Origin of the sequence: uncultured Winogradskyella sp. (assembly GCF_947501905.1) — a bacterium.
In the GTDB taxonomy this organism is placed as follows: Bacteria; Bacteroidota; Bacteroidia; order Flavobacteriales; family Flavobacteriaceae; genus Winogradskyella.
This window is the reverse complement of record NZ_CANMXL010000003.1, coordinates 595,096-614,451: the sequence shown is the minus strand read 5'-3', so window position 1 is coordinate 614,451 and position 19,356 is coordinate 595,096. Positions and strand designations below refer to the sequence as shown.

Annotated in this window: 21 protein-coding genes and 1 pseudogene; 15 read left to right on the top strand and 7 right to left on the bottom strand. The window is 34.0% G+C overall.

The annotated features are described in order from the left end of the window. Positions 1–138: 138 nt before the first annotated feature. Together Q0770_RS09710 and Q0770_RS09705 are read right to left on the bottom strand one after the other, a co-directional pair. On the bottom strand, positions 139–501 hold the full coding sequence (locus tag Q0770_RS09710) for a hypothetical protein (protein WP_299116404.1): 363 nt from the start codon (positions 499–501) through the stop codon (positions 139–141). A 213-nt stretch (positions 502–714) separates the two neighbouring features. Next, positions 715–1,104, bottom strand: a complete 390-nt coding sequence (locus Q0770_RS09705) for a helix-turn-helix domain-containing protein (RefSeq protein ID WP_299116402.1) — start codon at positions 1,102–1,104, stop codon at positions 715–717. Between the two features lie 139 nt (positions 1,105–1,243). Here Q0770_RS09705 and Q0770_RS09700 point away from each other — a divergent pair, with 139 nt between their 5' ends. The 6 genes from Q0770_RS09700 (at position 1,244) to Q0770_RS09675 (ending at position 9,954) form a co-directional block, all read left to right on the top strand. Next, the gene (locus Q0770_RS09700) at positions 1,244–2,761 is read left to right on the top strand and encodes a hypothetical protein (protein WP_299116400.1); all 1,518 of its coding nucleotides are present in this window, start codon (positions 1,244–1,246) and stop codon (positions 2,759–2,761) included. A gap of 174 nt (positions 2,762–2,935) precedes the next feature. After that, positions 2,936–3,883, top strand: coding sequence for a tyrosine-type recombinase/integrase (locus Q0770_RS09695; RefSeq protein WP_299116398.1), 948 nt, complete (start codon positions 2,936–2,938; stop codon positions 3,881–3,883). Continuing rightward, entirely contained in the window at positions 3,876–4,781 is a 906-nt protein-coding gene (locus Q0770_RS09690; protein ID WP_299116396.1) for a site-specific integrase, read from the top strand. The genes Q0770_RS09695 and Q0770_RS09690 overlap by 8 nt, the downstream gene beginning before the upstream one ends. A gap of 139 nt (positions 4,782–4,920) precedes the next feature. Further along, on the top strand, positions 4,921–5,745 hold the full coding sequence (locus Q0770_RS09685; protein ID WP_299116394.1) for a Hachiman antiphage defense system protein HamA: 825 nt from the start codon (positions 4,921–4,923) through the stop codon (positions 5,743–5,745). Beyond that, positions 5,742–9,152, top strand: a complete 3,411-nt coding sequence (locus Q0770_RS09680) for a DEAD/DEAH box helicase (RefSeq protein WP_299116392.1) — start codon at positions 5,742–5,744, stop codon at positions 9,150–9,152. The genes Q0770_RS09685 and Q0770_RS09680 overlap by 4 nt, the downstream gene beginning before the upstream one ends. After that, on the top strand, positions 9,142–9,954 hold the full coding sequence (locus Q0770_RS09675) for a hypothetical protein (protein WP_299116390.1): 813 nt from the start codon (positions 9,142–9,144) through the stop codon (positions 9,952–9,954). Before Q0770_RS09680 ends, Q0770_RS09675 begins: the two co-directional genes overlap by 11 nt. On the opposite strand, the gene Q0770_RS09670 is transcribed toward Q0770_RS09675, so the two are convergent. Continuing rightward, complete coding sequence (locus Q0770_RS09670; RefSeq protein ID WP_299116388.1) at positions 9,955–10,248, bottom strand: type II toxin-antitoxin system RelE/ParE family toxin; 294 nt, start codon at positions 10,246–10,248, stop codon at positions 9,955–9,957. Further along, positions 10,238–10,486: an addiction module protein gene (locus Q0770_RS09665; protein WP_299116386.1), complete on the bottom strand. Its 249-nt coding sequence runs from the start codon at positions 10,484–10,486 to the stop codon at positions 10,238–10,240. Before Q0770_RS09665 ends, Q0770_RS09670 begins: the two co-directional genes overlap by 11 nt. A gap of 102 nt (positions 10,487–10,588) precedes the next feature. Here Q0770_RS09665 and Q0770_RS09660 point away from each other — a divergent pair, with 102 nt between their 5' ends. The 7 genes and pseudogenes from Q0770_RS09660 (at position 10,589) to Q0770_RS09630 (ending at position 16,220) form a co-directional block, all read left to right on the top strand. Further along, complete coding sequence (locus Q0770_RS09660; RefSeq protein ID WP_299116384.1) at positions 10,589–11,149, top strand: hypothetical protein; 561 nt, start codon at positions 10,589–10,591, stop codon at positions 11,147–11,149. A gap of 88 nt (positions 11,150–11,237) precedes the next feature. Next, positions 11,238–11,462 (top strand): annotated as a pseudogene (locus Q0770_RS09655) (RHS repeat-associated core domain-containing protein); the annotation flags it as partial. Further along, the gene (locus Q0770_RS09650; protein ID WP_299116472.1) at positions 11,445–12,236 is read left to right on the top strand and encodes a M91 family zinc metallopeptidase; all 792 of its coding nucleotides are present in this window, start codon (positions 11,445–11,447) and stop codon (positions 12,234–12,236) included. The pseudogene Q0770_RS09655 and the gene Q0770_RS09650, both read left to right, overlap by 18 nt. 4 nt (positions 12,237–12,240) lie before the next feature. Beyond that, positions 12,241–12,705 carry a hypothetical protein gene (locus Q0770_RS09645; RefSeq protein ID WP_299116382.1) on the top strand — a complete coding sequence of 155 codons (465 nt, stop codon included), beginning with the start codon at positions 12,241–12,243 and terminating at the stop codon, positions 12,703–12,705. A 326-nt stretch (positions 12,706–13,031) separates the two neighbouring features. Continuing rightward, a complete protein-coding gene (locus Q0770_RS09640; RefSeq protein ID WP_299116380.1) occupies positions 13,032–13,979 on the top strand; it encodes a lipase family protein in 948 nt (315 codons plus the stop codon). Between the two features lie 213 nt (positions 13,980–14,192). After that, positions 14,193–15,806 (top strand): amidohydrolase family protein, encoded by a 1,614-nt coding sequence (locus Q0770_RS09635; RefSeq protein ID WP_299116378.1) that lies wholly within the window; start codon positions 14,193–14,195, stop codon positions 15,804–15,806. Between the two features lie 33 nt (positions 15,807–15,839). Next, positions 15,840–16,220, top strand: coding sequence for a DUF4430 domain-containing protein (locus tag Q0770_RS09630; protein WP_299116376.1), 381 nt, complete (start codon positions 15,840–15,842; stop codon positions 16,218–16,220). Between the two features lie 54 nt (positions 16,221–16,274). Here the strand turns inward: Q0770_RS09630 and Q0770_RS09625 are convergent, their stop codons facing one another. From Q0770_RS09625 to Q0770_RS09615, 3 genes are all read right to left on the bottom strand, one after another. After that, entirely contained in the window at positions 16,275–17,018 is a 744-nt protein-coding gene (locus tag Q0770_RS09625) for a hypothetical protein (protein ID WP_299116374.1), read from the bottom strand. A gap of 1 nt (position 17,019) precedes the next feature. Next, on the bottom strand, positions 17,020–17,307 hold the full coding sequence (locus Q0770_RS09620; RefSeq protein WP_299116372.1) for a hypothetical protein: 288 nt from the start codon (positions 17,305–17,307) through the stop codon (positions 17,020–17,022). Positions 17,308–17,635: 328 nt separating this feature from the next. Beyond that, on the bottom strand, positions 17,636–18,295 hold the full coding sequence (locus tag Q0770_RS09615; protein ID WP_299116370.1) for a hypothetical protein: 660 nt from the start codon (positions 18,293–18,295) through the stop codon (positions 17,636–17,638). A gap of 255 nt (positions 18,296–18,550) precedes the next feature. On the opposite strand from Q0770_RS09615, the gene Q0770_RS09610 reads away from it, so the two are divergent. Continuing rightward, positions 18,551–18,910 (top strand): hypothetical protein, encoded by a 360-nt coding sequence (locus tag Q0770_RS09610; protein ID WP_299116368.1) that lies wholly within the window; start codon positions 18,551–18,553, stop codon positions 18,908–18,910. Next, positions 18,900–19,355 (top strand): hypothetical protein, encoded by a 456-nt coding sequence (locus Q0770_RS09605; RefSeq protein ID WP_299116366.1) that lies wholly within the window; start codon positions 18,900–18,902, stop codon positions 19,353–19,355. The genes Q0770_RS09610 and Q0770_RS09605 overlap by 11 nt, the downstream gene beginning before the upstream one ends. Position 19,356 lies beyond the last annotated feature (1 nt).

The following is a 19,356-nucleotide window of genomic DNA, read 5'->3' as shown; positions in this document are numbered from 1 at the left end:
AGTTGATTCCGACTTACGATCATCGTGCCAGTAGCTGTCCAAAAAGCCACATGGTAAGGCGACTTTGGACAGCTACTTTTTTTAAAGGACATCATATTTTGAGAATTAAAATCACCTAGCTTCCAATAAAAAAAAGAGCTATATCTCAAGCTCTAATTCTTTTGCCATTTGATTGGCTGTTTCTTCAATTACGATCCAGCAGAGATTGGTAATAGCATGGCCTTTAAATTTCAAAAGGTCGTTATGAGTAATGCCAAATTGTTTTTGCTTTTTCAGAATGTCATTTTTATAAGTTTGATAAAAATCATCAACATCTGAATATTCAAAAAATTGGAACATCATACTCATTGATGTTTCAGGATTGAGAAGGTTTTTAATATAAGTTGAACAGTCTTCCGGATCGTAATTAAGTGCGTCGTAAGCAATAAAGCCTTCAATCTTTGTTCCTGCTTCTTTTTCTGCAATTGATGTAAGCGTTTTTTTTAGTTCTAAATGAGTCATAGTATTATATAAAGGTTAACGAATAATACGCTGACAGTAAAGCCTAGTGGCAAAGTTTTTTTGACAAGGAGGAATCCGCTAGGAGCAAATCCTTGCGAAAAAACGGCACTAGGATAGTGTCGAAAGTATTTATGAGTCTTTAATCTAATACAGGAGTGCATTACTAAAAAATAAAGTAATTGTAGATAAGAAAGCGGACACTTGAAGCGTATCTTATTTACCTCGCACTTTGGCTAGTTCTGCAAGGCGATTCTTCATTTTAACATTCTGAAATTTTTCAACACGATCTTTCTCAATCATTGAATCCAGTAAAATGTTTACAACATTCTTGTTGTAGTCTGAAAGATCATTTATCATCTCAAGTTTTTGAGCAATGCTTCTATCCTTTATCTCTGTAGTGGAAAGTAATTCTATTAAAGAAACATCAAGCGCATTGGCGATACGTATCATCGAAGCTAAAGAAGGATTAGAACCACCACGTTCTAATCGTGAATAGGTTGGTACAAGCATATCTGAACTGTCAGCAACGTCTTGTTGTGTGAGTCCCTTTTCCTTACGTATACGTTTAATATTGGCGAGTAATAGTGCTTGTGTTGCGTCCATAGTGCTAATTATTTACCACAAACTTATGAAAAACAGACGTAAACAGCAAAAAACACAAGTTTTAATTATTTTATTAAACATATTTGTTTATATTTGACTTGTTAATTTGTGTAATATGATGTTTTAAAATATGAGCCAATTGAATACAACGAATCCAAACCATTACATCTATACCACCGGGGTACTTGAATTTCATATTCTCGGTGGGCTCTCGACGTTTGGATTGGATAGACTTCGAGTAACGATTAAGGTACATCGTGTTGATGATGAGTTCCATGCCATGCGTCATAACATTGATTTGTATAACGCTAATGGCGTTGAGAAGTTCGTTCGTAAACTTGCTGAATTTTTGGAAATTGGTACCTCAATTATACGACGAGCTTTACAGGAACTTATTAGTAAGTTAGAACACTTCCGATTGGAAGTACTCGAACAAGTCGAAAACGAAGAAGTCGAAGAATACCTGCTATCCAAAAAGGAAAGACGCTCTGCAATGGATTTTCTCAAGTCAAAAAATCTGCTTGAAAAGACCAACAAGTACATTGGCAAATCGGGTGTTATCGGTGAAGAGAATAACCGCTTACTGATGTACTTGATATTTACCTCTCGTAAAATGGATAATCCACTCCACTGTATTTCGTTTGGAAGCAGTGGTTCGGGAAAAACGCATTTGCAAAGTTCTGTTGCAGAATTGATACCATCCGAAGATAGATTAAGCCTCACGAGTTTGTCCAGTAATTCTTTTTACTATTTCAAAAAAGACGAACTGAAACACAAGCTCGTCTTGATTGAAGATTTAGATGGTGCTGGTGATGTACTCTATCCACTGCGAGAATTACAGACCAAGAAGCGTATTACAAAATCGGTTGTTCAAAAGGGAATTGGTGGACAAGGTAAGACCAAGAACTTAACCGTTGAGGGTCCTGTATCGGTAGGTGGCTGTACAACCAAAGAAAGTATTTACGAAGATAACAGCAATCGTAGTTTCTTGCTTTACATTAATGAAAGTGAGGAGCAAGACGAGCGCATTATGAAATACCAACGTCGTATGTCAGCAGGAAAGGTGGATGTTGTAGAAGAACTGATGGCAGAGGAATTATTACAAAATGTACAACGCTTACTGAAACCTGTACGAGTAATCAATCCACTTGCCGAACACTTGATATTACCTAAATCAGTATTCAAACCACGACGTACCAATGCTCATTATCTGCAATTTATTGAAGCTATTACTTTCTACCATCAACACCAACGTGAATCGAAATTTGATCAGCAAACAGGCGAAGAATATATTGAAACCACATTGGAAGATATACGCTATGCCAATGAATTATTAAAACCTATTCTGCTCCGCAAGTCTGATAATCTGAACGGAGCAACTCGAAACTACTTCGAAAGGCTGAAAATATATTTGAAAAAGAAACAAGATACTGTTTTTACTAATCGAGAAATCCGCAAAGCATTCAGAATTGCGGAAAGCACCCATCGTCGTTATCAGCTCCTGCTTCTACAAGAAGGGTTCATTATACGCAGAACTGATATCGAAAGCGATTCCTTTGTGTACGAGATAGTCGATGTGGATGAGTTTGGAGATTTAGAGAAAAGCATCAATCAAGCATTGACGCTGTGCGTGGATAAGCTAATAGAGGCGAGTTAAAATGTTTACCTCACCTCGCTACAGTGCGCCAGCGCGTCACAGGTTCGCCACTATAAAAGTGGCGAGGGTAACAAATAGATAATCAAACAGTTGCGAATAGGTCGCCACAAAACGTAAAAGATAAAAGGTAGGTCGATAATCGACACTTAATTATTCAAAGCGAAAACCATAAAAATGAAGAAGTTAATCCTACAGAGCGAACATTTTAACGCCATCTTGGAGTCCTATAAGGATTGGCTGAAGATATTAGGATACGCACCATCAACAGTATACAATCTGCCACATCATTTAAAGGAGTTTTTCCACTATCTCGAACAACGTGGTCATAACAACGTCTCATCCATTACGACGCATATTATCAAAAGTTACTACACGCACTTGTCTCAACGTAAAAACCAACGACGTGGCGGTTCGCTTTCCAAAGCCTTTTTAAACAAACACCAACAAGCACTCAAGAAGTTTCAAACCTACATCAAAGAACACGATGGTAAAGTACTTTTTGGCGTGCATTTGAAACAAGAGAAAATCAACTACCAAGACAATAAAGTTATCCTTACCCAAGCAGAAATCAAAGACCTTTTTAATGCCTGTCAGTATGCACACATGGCACCGTATTTCCAAGCACGAGACAGAGCGATATTAGTGCTATTATATAGCTGTGGACTTCGCAGGAATGAAGCAGTGCATATTGATACCGAAGATATTCTCTTTCAAAAATCACGTATCTATGTTCGCAAAGGAAAGAACTATAAGGAACGCTTCGTTCCAATCAATAAGCATAATCTTGAAATTTTAGAAGAGTATGTTTTTGAATACCGTTCGGAGTTTATAACCAACTATCAAACGGATGCATTGTTGTTATCTTCTCACGGTAAGCGTATGAATGATTTAACAATAGCGCACCGCTTGAAAGCCATAGTTGAAGCGACACTCAACGAAACCATTATCGAAAAGGGAATTACGATGCATACGTTACGCCATAGCATTGCAACACACCTTATGCAGAATAACGTGCCGCTTCAGATGATTAGTTCCTTTCTTGGACATGCTTCACTAGAAAGCACACAAATCTATACACACCTCGCAGACCCACACGCTCATAAACAACAAGTACATGACTGATATTCCATTTACCAAATACCTGAAACAGCAAGGCTATGCTGATACCACTATTACGTCTTACGAGGCTACCAAGTCTCATTTCCTTGATTGGTGCGATAGGAAAGTTTACGATCCAATGATTATCGATTACAAATCCTGTTTGGATTTCGTGAAGAAGCTACAGTATGGTCTCAAGGGAAAACGTGTAAGTCAGTCGACGGTAAAACACAAAGTTGGTGCCTTAAAAATCTACTTCAATTATTTGGTTGATTTAGAATACCGTTTCGATAATCCCATTCAGAATGTAAACATTCGAGGTGTTAGACGAACGCTTAACCATAACTTACTAGAATATGCAGAGCTTGAAGATTTGTACTACAGCTATCAAATGGACAATATTGAGTTTCCAAGCAATCCATCAGTGGCGATTCGCAACAAGGTTATCACTGGCTTTATCGTATACCAAGGTATGAACGTAACAGCGTTAAAGTCGCTTACTATTGATCACGTGCATATAGAAAAGGGAATTGTTTATATTCCGAGTACTCGTAAAACAAATGGTCGCACATTAGAGCTAAAATCGTGGCAAATACTGCCACTGGTCCAATATGTCGAGAAACATAGGGGAATCATCCAAGAGGAGCTACAAAACTACTCACAGGCGCTGTTTCCGCTTAATTCAAACCGCTTTGATATCATTACAGCGCAACTCTACAAAAAGCTAAAACGAATCAACCACAAAGTAGTTTCTCCAAAGCAAATCCGTGCTTCGGTTATTACCCATTGGCTAACCCAATACAATATCCGTGAAGTACAGTACATGGCAGGCCATCGCTATATTTCTTCTACGGAACGGTATGTGCAGGATGATCTTGAAAATCTACAAGAGATTATTGAAAATCTACATCCTATTTCTTAAAAAACACTATATTTAGCATTGACAATTCTCTCCAAGAAAATTAGTAGTGTGACTGAATTTAACGTTCAGAACTATTGTTGCATTTGAGTAAACTTAAAATGCGATTACTAACTAATTTAATGCATTGTATAATAACTCTATGGCGAAACAAGATACATTAATCGGAAAACACCCTGTTGCTCCAAATTTATTTGGAAAATGGTTAGCGAGTACTGATCATCCAGATTCAGATACACAATGTCACAGAAGCTTAACAGATTTAAAAACTATTGATGAAGATGAGCTGTTAGACTTGCTATCTAACGAATTAATTAAACATCATTACAATGAAGACCTCTTAGAACGTTTAAAGAAAAAATACGCTTCGTTAGGATTTTCAGAATACGCAGAACAATATCGGATGTTGCCGAATGCAGATAAGGTCAGAAAAGGAAATCTGACTGAAGTTATTTTGTGTGAATATGTATTGGGTGCTTTAGACAAGCCCTTGGTACATACATATCGATTTCGTTATAGTCAAAATGTAGACCAGTCAATGAAAGGAGATGACGTGTTATTGGTTGATTTAGATGGTGAAGAAACTAAAATTTATCTTGGTGAAGCTAAATTTAGAAAAACACCTACCAAAGCAGTTGTTGAAGATATTTCAAAGTCACTATCAAGAGACACGAAACCTCTTTCGTTTCCATTCCTTTCACAACGCCTTTTTGAATCGGAAACAACAAGAGATATAGCTGAACAAATTGATTCATTAATAGTCGAAACTATTAAACAGGGAGGTGGAATTATTTATGCGGGATTACTTTTAAGTAATGAAAAAGCATCAGATCGAGTTCAAGACAACCTAAATAGCGATAATCCAAATTTATTATTCATATCCTTGGGTATTGAAAACCCAACAGATTTAATAACCAATGTTTTTAATCGTGCTCAAGAAAAACTTAATAACCCAACAGCGCTATGAGTAAGGAAATGAGTATCGAGACCATTTTAGAAGAAATAGATAAGCTTGACGAAGACAAGTATCTACAAGATCGTATTGCTCAACTTAATGCGAGGTACATTTTATTTAATACGAATGAAAGCAAGGAGAATTTTCCAAACTATAGTGTTAAGGATAATGAAATGACCTTGTTAGCATTTCAGTATTTAAACTGGGGTTGTAGACTGGCAGAAAGAGAGCAAATTGACCTTGCTCATAATGCCCTTGAAAAAGGTGCTCAAATACTAGAGTACATCTATGGTTCAGCCAATAATGAAGTTGATTATCGAAAATACCACGTCCTCATCTCTTCATTAGCGTATTATGCTTCTTTTCAATATTCGAAATCTTTTATCTTAATTAAAAAAGTAGAACACGAAACTACAATTGCTGGGCTTTTGAGTCTATATTTAAAACGCAACTTCTCTGATTTAGAAAACACGATTAACTCAATTCTTATCGATGATAACTATATTAATTTTTCTAATAAAAAAGATGTAGACCAAACACCAGATAGAATTTATGAAATTGTTATCGCAAGAGCTCTTGGTAAGATAATTAGCTTTTTAAATTTTGGAGACATTATATTGTTGGATAAAGCAAGAAGTGAGTTAATCGACCTTAAGGACATTGCTGAAATTAGTAGAGATGTTGATGTTTGGTGGGTAATACGGTTAATTCTATTGATTGCATTCGGGATAGAAAAATCTTCTTTGTGGAGTGTTTTAAGAAATCACTATACAGATTTACCGCACCTTGCAGAAAGATTTGTTTACTCGCATGTATTTTCAAAAAGCACAAAAATTCATGAATTCTTTACTACGCAACGACAAGCATTAAATAAGGTTATCAATAATGACTCGGGAGTTATTATTAGTATGCCTACAAGTAGTGGTAAAACTCGTATTGCAGAGCTATCTATTTTGAATTGTAAGGTGGACGACCCTAAATCAAAAATTTTATTTATCGCTCCGTATCGCTCGTTAGCGTTTGAAATTGAAAACGATATATCAAAAATTTTTAATCCCATTGGAATCTCTGTATCACAATTATATGGAGGAAGTTTATTTAGTAAGATTGATGAAAAATTAATTCAAGAGACCGATGTTATTATTGCAACGCAGGAGAAGGCAAAAGCCTTGTTGCGTAGTGATTCTGAAATGTTAAATCTGATTAAACTGGTCGTTATCGACGAAGGGCACTTATTAGGTGCTACTGAACGCATGACCAGAAACGAATTATTTGTTGAAGAGTTAAGATTCCACATTGAAAAAAATGGTGGTAAGTTCGTAGTACTTTCAGCAGTTTTGCCCAATCCAAAAGACTTATCAAACTGGCTTACAAGTTCAGAAGATAATATATTTCAGAGTGACTGGAGACCATCCGAAGAACGTTTAGGTACGTTACAATGGACAGGAAAAAGTGTAAGTCTTAATTGGTTGAGTGCTGACGATGAAAGAGATTCCTTCAACAATAGATTTGTCGTCTCTAAATTGCAGCCCCGTAAACGACTAGAAAGAGTTGATAAATATATTCCAGGCAATAAGAACGAAGCTGTTGCAGCTACGGCATTAAAACTTTTTAGCTTTGGTTCTGTATTGGTATTTGTAGGTAGAAAAAAATCTGTTTTCACGATGGCAAGAGCCTATGTAAAAGTGCTAGGTGAGACAGAAGATTATGTTTGGAAGAATAATCAGAATTGGACAGCTTTTGAATTAGCCTGCAAAGAATTTGATGGGAAGGACTCTCTTTGGATAGCGTATGCAAGGAAAGGAATTCTCTGCCATAACTCGGATTTACCGTCTGATGTTAGAGTGCCCTTGGAACGATTAATGCGAACTGAAAAACCGAGAGTGATTATTGCTACATCAACACTTGGGCAAGGGGTGAATTTAGGAGTGTCTTCTGTTATCTTCTCAACATATTATCAGGCAGGAAATCCACTTGAATATGGTGATTTTTGGAATATTGCTGGACGAGCTGGACGCGCTTTTGTTGATCAAGAAGGGAAAATACTTGTCGCATTAGATGCTTCAAAATCTGGCACAATAAAAGAGCGTAAACGCATTACCTATAAGCAAAAAGAGATTCTTAAATACTTTGAGAAATCCAATATACAAAATGCCGAAAGTGGCCTAATGTATTTAATTAGAAGCTTAAAGTATACAGCGGCTCGATTTGAAGGAATTAGTTTTGAGAAATTTTTGGAGCTTATTGCAGAAAATAATTTTGAAGAGCTGGAAGAAAAAGAATACTTTATACAACGTCTTGATATCATCGACGATACCTTATTGAGCTTGCATCAGTTATCAAAAAGTAACGATGATTTACTTGATGTAACTTGGGTGGAAGACTTTTTTAGAAAATCGCTTGCATATATACAACTCGAAAAAAACCAAGATGACACAGCATTAAAATCGGAAGAACTTATTTCTTTTATAAAAGCAAGAGTTAAGGGTGTTATAGCTTCTGTTGGTGGTGATGAAAGTCAATGGAGTACTCACATAAAATCTGGTATCCCTTTGCAAAGTGATCTTCTTTTAGAAGAGAAACTTCCTGATATTATCCATTTGATTGAAGCTTATTTCGACTGTGGAGAATACGATATAGAACAAAAAATAAATCTACTTGCTTCAATAGAAGAACTAATAAATGAAATCCCTGTATTAGCGGATTCGATACTTAACAACGACCGTTTAGTAGAAATAAGAAGGTTGTGGTTGTCAGGAGAATCAATGGCAAAAATTAAACCGATAGTAAATTCCCAAAGAATAATCAATGAACACTACTTGTTTAGATTACCTTGGGTATTAAACGGTATTGCTAAAAAGCTATCAAATATAGAATTAGATGATTACTCGGATGTACTACAGGAATTGGCAATCTTATCTGAAACTGGTTTACCAAACCTTATCGCTGTAAAAATATACCAAGCAGGTATACGCTCACGAGAATCAGCAATTGAACTAAGTAGTGCTTTCGATGATGACCTATGGGACAAAAGCATTAAATTCTACAAACAAGAAATTATTAGAAACGCTGATGTATATAAAATCGTCTTTTCAGATACAACTGCCAGCTGGATTGATTTATTTCTTCAGTACAACAAAAGTGAAATTAAGATAATTAACTATATTGAACCATTTGAGTTTAATGATGAGCGCTTGTCGGGTGTAACAATATTAATTCCTAAAAGGATTAGTGGTGACGAATATCTTGTGAGTCCCGATTTAAAAACAATGATTCCCGTTGGGGATATCAAAGATTTATATGCCAATGAAATTATAGGGTTAGATGGTATATACTTCCAAGCAAATGCCACAGGGTTATGGGAACTTGTTGTTGTTAACCCGAATGTACATTTGAATTTAGAAGATTATGAGTTTTAAAACACCAACAATAGAAGAAAAACTTGGTAAGGAGTATACCGAACACGATGTTTTTAAAAGGTTGGACTTATATATGTCCTTTTATGAGTCGTTAGCGTTTATTGTCATGCATTGGGTGCCTCAAGGAACAAGTGCGTTTATTAATATTGACACCTATGCTTATTCGTCTATTCAAGGAACGTTAGAATCTATAAAAATGGTTTTAGCAAAAGGTCGAATTAATGATTCGTTTGCGCTTTTACGTAAGTATTATGATGTGACCATTATCAACGTATACACAAACCTTTACCTTAAGACCGAGATTGATTCAAATAATTTTCACGTCAAGGATATAGATAATTGGTTAAAAGGGAAGCAATCTATCCCAACTTACAAGACAATGATTGAGTATATCAAAGGACAAAAAACGGTCTCTCATATAGTGAAATTACTGTATAAAGATGATAGATATAAGAACATTAGAAAACGTTGCAATCAAAACATGCACTACAATTTTTACGATAACCTTTTGTTAAACGATAATGAAATTCATCGTACGGATAGAGTTATCAAACTTGATGTATTTCTTGAGGATTTAAATGAACTTTTCGTTCAACACTTTGCTTTTATATTTTCGATTAGTGAACACTATATGATGTCGAGTGATCATGTGGATTTTAGAGATGTCGGAATGGAACCACCAGAAGATTCTCAATATTGGGTGTCTCCTCCAATACAAAATGTATTTGACGATGTAATTAAAAAAGAGAGAAATGATATTGCGCTTATAATGAAAGAGAAAACGATAATGCAATTGGAATAATTATTTCTTCTTTTTCTTTGGGTCTTGAGATGTATTGAAAACAGAATAAACAATAACTTGACTATGGAACTCTTCGTAAATGATTACATAAGGAAATCGCTTTAAAGGAAGTTCTCTAAAGACTGGTTTTCGTTTGAGTTCAAATGTTGCTTTTGCGTTTTTTAAGGTTTGAAAATAACCATCAAGATAATTTAAGAAATCAGCACCTAACCCAACTTGCTTGGACTCGTACCATTCTATTGCGTCTATAATTTCTTGCTCTGCTTCAGGTTCAATAATTAATTTAGAACCCATATTTGTCTTTCAGTTTTTGTTTCACTTCAGACCAAGTAGCACCTTTTGTTTCTCCAGCGTGAAATTTTCGTCTGCGCTCTTCAACAATTTTGTAGTGTTCATCTGGAACAATAGATGGGGCTGCAGTAGATGTATTTATAGAATCAAAGATACCGTCCAAAGCTATAAGTTTTGAATCGTCCTGTATAAACAAGTTAAATTGCTCAATCAGTTTTTCTCTTAATTCCAACGCTCCCATGATATAAATATTTGTAATAATCAAAGATACAAAAATCATTCCAGATGAATGATTTTCAGGAAAAAAATTAGGTCAATTTGTACCAAATATGTAGATTTGAATATGAAAGGTTTTGATTCATTTGTTGATGATATAGTAGCTAAATGGCGTACAGAAAAAAAGGTTATTCTTGAAAGAGGTGGTCTTGCTGGAGCTGCTAGTAATCGTTATTCTGGTGATGCAGCCGAAGAATACATATTAAGGCGTATTAAAGGGATACCTCAAAGTTATCTTGGAAAGAAATCAAAGGGAAGTCAAAGCCCTGCGGATATTTTTGCAGTAGCCAATAGAGGGCGTTATTGGCATATTATGTTGATTCAAGTTAAGAGTTCTGAACGAAAAGAAAGTATTTACATGCTGAATGATGCAGAGAAGAAAGTATTGAATGAGTTTGCAAAATTGTTTAAGAAAGAACTAGGCTCATCAAAAACAATGAGTAATTATAAAAACAGTGCTGTGGTTATTACTACGGGTTACGCTGGTGTTTTTAATGATAAAAAAAATAATAGACATCTTTTGAAGGATACTAGATATTTTAGTTCTTACAAAAGAAATATGTCTGGTGTAGTAGATTTAAAATTAAATTTTAAGATTGCCTTAGCTCATAGCTTGGCATCTAAATAACGTTCTTTAGAAGCCTGCTTGAAAATGTGAGGCATTGGTTAAAAAAGTGTAAAAGCCCTCAAAAAAGACGGGTAGTTACTATCCATTTGGCTTAAAACATAAAGGGTATAATAACATAATTAACGGCACCGACCATCCGTATGGGTACAATGGAATGGAAGAAAATGACGAGTTAGGATTGAATTGGAATGATTTTGGGGCAAGAAATTATGAGGCAAGTTTAGGCAGATGGATGAATCTTGACCCATTAGCTGAACAATATTCTAATTTAACACCTTATGCCTTTGTAGCAAATATGCCCACTATAGCTATAGACCCAGACGGTAAGAGAATTGTTATTATTGGGAGCGACGAATATTCCGAAAAAGTTAGAGCCCAGTTAGCAGTACTTGCGACTACTGAAGAAGGTTCCAAAATGATTTTGGAAATGGCTAATAGCAAAGACGATATTGTAATTGGAAATTTTGGAAAGAAAGGAAATCAATATGTTAAAAGTATAGAAAAAGAAGATGGAACAAGTAATCATTATGTAAATTTCTTACCTGGTTTAAAACGAAACATGGCAGATGGAACAAAAAGAGACCCTGCTGTTTCTTTAGGTCATGAATTAGGTCATGTATCGGACGAAATGAATGGAAAACCTGATAATTATTATTGGGAAGCTACAACTGATGATGCTTTTGATAACTTTGGCACTACTATTGAAGTAAACGAAATAGACAACGTTCATAGAGAAAATTTAGTTAGAGCTGGTCTTGGAGTTGACTTACGTAATACCTACGATGGTGTTCAAGTAAGAGATATGCAACTTGGTCAGCAAAAATGGTTCGGTGGTCAAGCCAATTCTCAAAGTGCTTCGTATTTGTTTGAATTGGTACCTAAACCTGAGAATATGCACTTTGACTATTCTTCAGTACCGAAGGCATCAAAGAAGTATTTTACACAAACAGCAAATGGAGTTAAACCTTATAGTATTAAGAGAAATATAAGTGAATGGGCTGTAAAAAGGCATGGATTTACTAGATTTAGTACAAATTTTAATAAATCGGATAAAGCCACCATATTGGAAGGGAAATCAAAAAATTAATATTATGAAAAAAATCATTTATTCTTTGTTATTATTGCAAATTGCCTTTTTTGGCTGTGATTCAAAAGAAGATGTTAATGCTATTTCGAGAATAAATCTAATTAACTATGATAGTTCTCTTGGTGAGTACTATATCTATGGTGTCACAAGAGATAGTTTAAAAATAAATCACAATTGTGATTATGAAAACTGTAGTGATTCACTAATTTTTTCTAAGAAATTACTAAAGGAAAGTTCTAAAAAGTTTTTTAATTTTTTATCAGATTTAAAAATAGATACACTACAACAAAAATATTCAGAAGAAGGGTTCGATGGTATAAAGATAAATCTTACATATTATAAGAATGAGAAAAAGAAAACGATAAAATTTGAAAGATACATTCACCCACAACTTGAAGAAATTTTGTATGAATTGGATAAACTAGTTCCTAAGAATTACTCTCCAACATCCAAAGCACTTTTAAAATAATGTTTCCCATTTAAGGGAATTGATATAGAAACGCTCGTAACAACTACGGGCGTTTTATTTGTACAATAACTAGATGCCAGAAAAAGGACTTTTTCTCTAAACTTCATAAAAGCGCCTGTATATACAAGCGCTTTATTTTTATGAATTTTGTTTTAATTATTTGAAGCTCAGTTAATTGAAATGATTTTCGTACATTTATACTCCTCCACAGCATTTTTATCCCCCGTTTTTAATTAAAATCATTTCTTGAGTCTTACTCAAGACTATTAATATATTTATAAACCTATGACTGTCTGTATACAGTTTTAAAGATTAATACTACTACCATGGATTTACCAAAAGAATTAGAAGGAGGTGCTTATAACATCCCTCAAATTTGTATAACGCTAGCAGCTTTAGCCTATGACTCAAATACTGAATTAATCTCAGAATTGGCTAATAAATCATTGGCAACTCAAGCTAATTGGAGTTTAGCTTGGGGTCCTGTTGATAATGGGAGCAATAGAGTTTATGTGGTTAAAAATGGTTTAACCAATGAGTATGTAGTGGCCATCAGAGGCACTGTTAAATCTGTTGAATCCATGTTTATTGATGCAGATTCGTTCTATCTGGCGCCATTACCTTGGAATATGGGAGAAAACATGATATCTGATGGAATGTCAGATGCATGGACTCATATTAACAACATGGTAGATTCAAAAACAGGACAAAATCTGTATCAATTTATTAGTCATTTTGCTTCTAATACAACTGTTTATGTTACTGGGCATAGTCAAGGAGGTTGTCTAGCTTCAGTTGTAGCCTTATGGTTGGCACAAACATTTAATCATATTAAAGTATATCCCATAACATTTGCCGCAGAAACGGCAGGTAATAAAGCTTTTGCAACCGTGTATCAAACAGCATTTCTATTTGGTGGTTTAAGAGTATTTAACCCCAATGATATTGTTCCAATGGGCTTTGCTGATATAGATAAAATAAAACACTTATACGGTTCAGAACCTCCTTATGTAGCATGTCCGGATGAGTTTAAGGCTATAATCAATGGATTAGAGTCAACCTTACCAGAATATGTTCAAGTGATAAGAGCCTATCCATTACCTAATGCGTTTATAGTAAAAGTAAGAGGTGAAGTTCATTTTTTCAATAGAACCCAAGTGTTCTTTAAACAAGTTGAAATACAACATTCTTGTTTTTCATATTTACACCTTTTAAATGCACCTATGACAAATGGTGCTCCAAAGGTATGGCCTCCAGTATATATCAATGCATAAAAACAATTACCCTTAATGTGCTAACGCTCGTAATTAATACGAGCGTTTTGTTTTTTCAAAACCTATTTTAATCATTTGAAATTCAGTTAATTGAAATAATTTTCGTACATTTATAGTCCTCCACATAATTTTTATCCCCCGTTTTTAATTAAAATCATTTCTTGAGCCTTACTCAAGACTATTGATATATCTATTAATGTAAAAACGTAAATAATGAGCACTTACAAATCATGGCCCATTACCTTAGTTGGTAATGTTGTCACCGATAGTATCGGTACTTATCAAATGATGAGTTTAACACTAGAAACTGGAAATGGAAAAAATGGAACTATCCTCGAACTTACTCCAGGAACAAGTAGTAAAAATTACCCTTCAGCACCTGTCTATAATTTATCGCCTTCTCAGATAATATTTCCTGGACTAATCAATCTACACAATCATTTAGATTGGGATTTCTTTCCATTATGGTATCCATCTCTCGGGAATATATGGGGATATGATAACCGATTTGAGTGGCAAGCTAATTCTAGTTATCAAACCAATATTAGAAATGTACATGGGCAAATAGAAAAGAAACTCCCTACAGTAACCTATCCTGGAAGCCCTGATGGTTATACACTACTTACAGCCTTATCTGAAATTCAATCAGTTTGTGGTGGTACAACCATTATACAAGAAAATACATCAATTGATTATTCTACTAAAAAAGTTACTAATCACCATATCTTAATTAGAAATACAGGAGATACAGATGATATGCAGACGTCTCCTAAGTTTATTGATTCGGCGGTAATGTTCTATAGACCAACACCTCCAACTGGCGGAATCCCTGGGTCACCTGGACATGACACTTCTACTTGGGTTCCCCCTCTAGTTCAATCCAGTCTTACTGACTGGCAAGGTTATATTGCTAATAATGATATACAGAGTGCCTTAGTGCATTTATCGGAAGGTCGCTATGGCTATTTAAACAAAGGCACAAAAGATGCCTACACAAGACAGGAGTTTTTAGCTTTTAAAAATTTAGTAACTAGCAGCTACACTCCAGCTGCTTTTAAGAATACAAGATTTAATATGATTCATGCCTGTGGTATTGACCCAACCGATGCCTCAGATATCAGTTTTATTCAAAACTATGGTATTACTGTATTATGGTCTCCTGTATCTAATACTATGCTATATGGAGATACTTTAGATATCAAAACTTTAGTAAATAAAGGTGTCCCAATTGTACTTACTTCGGATTGGTCACCGTCGGGTTCCAAGCATGTCTGGGATGAATCTAAGTATGCATATGAGTTTTTAACAAGTATTCAAGGTTATTCAGATACTCAAGCTAAGCAAATGCTTTATGGGATGATGACCTCTAATGCTGCAAAATGTATAGGAAAGGATAATGTGTGTGGAAAGATTGTTCAAGGAGGTTGGGCAGACCTGTTTATACTAAACGCAAAGAATCCAGTCTCTTCTTATGCTAACGCATTGGATATCCTTTTTGAGTCTGACGATAGCCAAACATCAGGTGTTTATACTGGAGGTATGCTGGTATTAGCAGATACAACAAATTTTACACCACCTGGACTTTCTTTAGATTTTCAAAACCTCCCAGCTTCTGACGGTCCTTATGCCGCTAATAAAGCTATTAATTTTAATGCCAATGGCGATTATCCAAACATTCAATTAGGGAAAGTTGTTCTAGCTTTAGATACACTTTTAGCTGGTTGTACTCCTCCCGTTGTTAGGTCTAAATTTTTAGTATCAGACGATAAGCCTTATCAAGCTTATATCTCATCACTACATACATGGCTTTCAAAACAAACAACATAAGTATAAATTAATATTAACCTTAAAACTTAAACAATGAATTCAGCAAACTTATTTATTGATTGGAGTAGTCAGTTCCATAATCCGCCATGGCAAGCATGTGATTATATTCCAATTACACCAAATCAAACTAGTGTCTTTAATTTAATGAACGATGCAAGTTCTTGTAATCCACCTGTAAAATTCACTTTTGAAGGCAATGGCGATAGTGCTTATTTAACAAGCATTGACGGTGTTGAAAACAATCAAAATGGAAATGGGTATTATTGGGTTTTTCTAGTAAATGGAAAAATGGCTAATGTAGGTTTTGCCGCTTACAAGCTCTCTGATAATGACAGTGTCGTATGGGATTATAAACACTTTAGTTCTGGCATGAAGCAAGCAAATCAACCTGACCATCCTTTAAATAAACAATAGAAGTCTAGAATAGAAACGCTCGTAATTAACGGGCGTTTTTTGTATAATATATTTCTATTCTATAACTCTAAACTTTCTTTTATGCTCTCTGCTAATATTGTCTATGACGATAATTTCGTTTAAACCAGCTTTTATATCATTCTGATCTAGCTTAATAAGTAACGTGTAAAATGCTCTATTCTCATCATCAAATTTTTCAATTAAAGAAATAAGCTTCATGAATTTACCATTGATTTTAATTCTTTTTGGTTTGTCAGTCATAGAATTAACTAACTCATCGTTATTTGGATTATAATCAACTTTAATAAATACATCATTTTCACTTACAAGATTATTACCTTGATAAGGATATATTCTTTTTATTTTTTTTGTTTCAAAATTTACTGAAGGTTTTTTGATCTTTGATATAATAGTATCAGGTTCTAATTCCACTTTTTCTTTCTCCTTAGTCGAGTCACTATTTTCTTGATTTTCAGAAATGGATTTTTCCATTTCTTTTTGTGTTCTTTTTAATTCATTGTATTTACTGATGTAAACAGCTTCAACTGTCTCATTATTTTTATTAACACTATCTTTTTTATTTTGAATTGCTATTGACAAGATTGAGTCGAACTCTTGGGTTTTAGTTACCAACAATTTTAAGTTATCAAATTTCAGATTATTCTCTTTTATTTTTTCCTGAAGAACTAAGATTTCATCATTTTGTTCTCGCAAAAATTGTTTTTGTTTCTTGTAGAAAAGAATTGTTGAAGCAAAAAATATTAGAAGTATGGCTATGAAAAAGTATTTTATCTTCATATTATTTTCTTATCAAAACATCAAGTTTACCTTCTATGTTCGCATTAGTTGAATGTAACTTCTCGAATTCTTTTAAAAATTCAAATCTTTGCTCTGATACTTCATTCTTAATACCGTTTAGCATTTCTTTATTACTTGTGATATCGGTTTTCATATCTTGGAATGTTACAATTTGTGTTACTATGATAGCTGTTACACTAATAACTCCACCCAATAGAGCAACTATATATTGGGGTTTAGTTAAAATTTTCAAATTATCTACATCAATAACATTCTTATTCTTTGACATTTTGGTGAGTTTATATTATTTGTAGTAAAAATACTTCATTTTTAACAAAATCAAAAGTTAATAATTTATTTTACAGGGTCTTACACGGAAAATATCATAATTAGCACCAATTCTTTTATTTAATTTAGCTACATGAAGAAACTACTTATAATATCTCTAATTGGTATATTCATTTTTACTAGTTGTAAAAAAAGCTCCTAACCATTCAAAAGAAACTAATGAGGCTACAATATTTGGATTGAAAAAAGAGAATGATTCTCTTAAAGAAAAGCTGATTAATTGAAAAATTATAAGCTTTGACAAAAAGACTTTTAATAACAAACCTTTTTTAAATAAAACCTTTATCTCTAGCTTCGTCTAGCAAATCTCTATCTGTTGCTTTATCTGAACAAAAAATGTCTTTAAGCTTTCGTTTTCTATATTCTACAGAACTATTAGATAGGCAAACAAGTCGTGGTATTTCTTTCATTTTTATGCCAATAGACAGATAGTGTAATATGGATTTATCTATTTTATCTATAACAATATTATGTGCCAATCGCTTTCTAATACATCGCAACACGCTTTTACTATAATAAGGCGGTTCTACAAGTACAGTTTCTATAGCTTTTGTAAGCTCTTTGTAATCTATATCACTTTTAATTAGTAAGCATTCAGGGTTTATTGTTTTTAGTACGGACTGCATGTGCATCGTATTCCTGTACGAAGAGAATAGTATGGTTTTTGCTTTGGGGTTTGTTTTGTGTAGCATAGCGTTTACATCATCTGCAAGTACTAACACGTCACTATTACATGGCGGAATATTAATATTAAGTAGCGTAATATCTATAGCCGTATTAGCCTCTATTTGTTTTACAGCTCCACTATAGCTTCTTACAGTTTTTAAGTTAAAACTTCTGATCTTATTGCTAAGACTTGTAAATGCGTTTGCTAATACATCTACAAGTAGGTTTTCATTTTCTACAATAAGGACATTAATAATTTTCATTTCTTGATGGTCAATCTTTTATAAGATGCAATTTGTAAGAAAAGGTTGCTTCTTATGTATTTAATAACTTAAAAATAGGTAAGTTATTACTCAGAAACATCTGATAATGAGTAAAGGCTTCAATTTAATTGGGGTTCTATTAAATTGGATGAGTAAAACTCATATCAGTGAGGAAAACCCTTAAAAGTATTAAGGGAAATCCTTAAGGTTACAAAAGCACTTTCTTATACATTTAGTATCTAAAAATATAGATGTATGAAAAACTATCTCAGTTTACTTTTTCTTTTTGTATTACTATCTGCATGTGAGGAAATCATAGAAGTTGGGGATATTTCTCAAGAGCAAGTCACTATACTTGCACCAACAAACAATAGTGTTCTTAACCCATCAACTATTAACTTTTCATGGCAATCTCTAGAATTTGCTGAGACCTACCAGTTACAAATTGCAACTCCAAGTTTTGCAAATGCTTCTCAAATTGTTGAAGACACGCTAATAAGCACCACTAGTTTTGGCAAATTACTTAATCAGGGCAATTACGAGTGGCGTGTTAAAGGATTAAACTCAGCATACCAAACTCAATACCAAATACAAGCCTTTACTGTTGAAGAATAAGAAAAAAACATATATACTATTAGTTGTTGTTATTAGCGTTTGGGGGACTATAGCTTATAAGGTAATATCTGCATATTCTGAGGATATGCCAGAAATTAATGCTCCTAACCTTGCATTAAATACAGATTATAAATTAGAGTATGTAAAAGACACTTTTTCTATTCAACCTTTAGAAAGAGATCCTTTTTTAGGAACAGTATACAAACCTAAAGCACAAAGCAATTTTGTTGCAAAAAGGCAAAAAAAAGTGCTTTGGAAACCTATTGAATATTTAGGTGTTATTGCTAATGGAAAAGACAAGGTCTTTATTATTTCTGTTGCTAGTAAGCAAACACTTTTTAAAACGGGTCAGCAACTAGATAGTATAAAACTTATTAGGGGGAATAAAAAACATGTTACCCTTAGGTATAAGAATCAGAATAGGACGTTTAAGCTAAAACAATAGT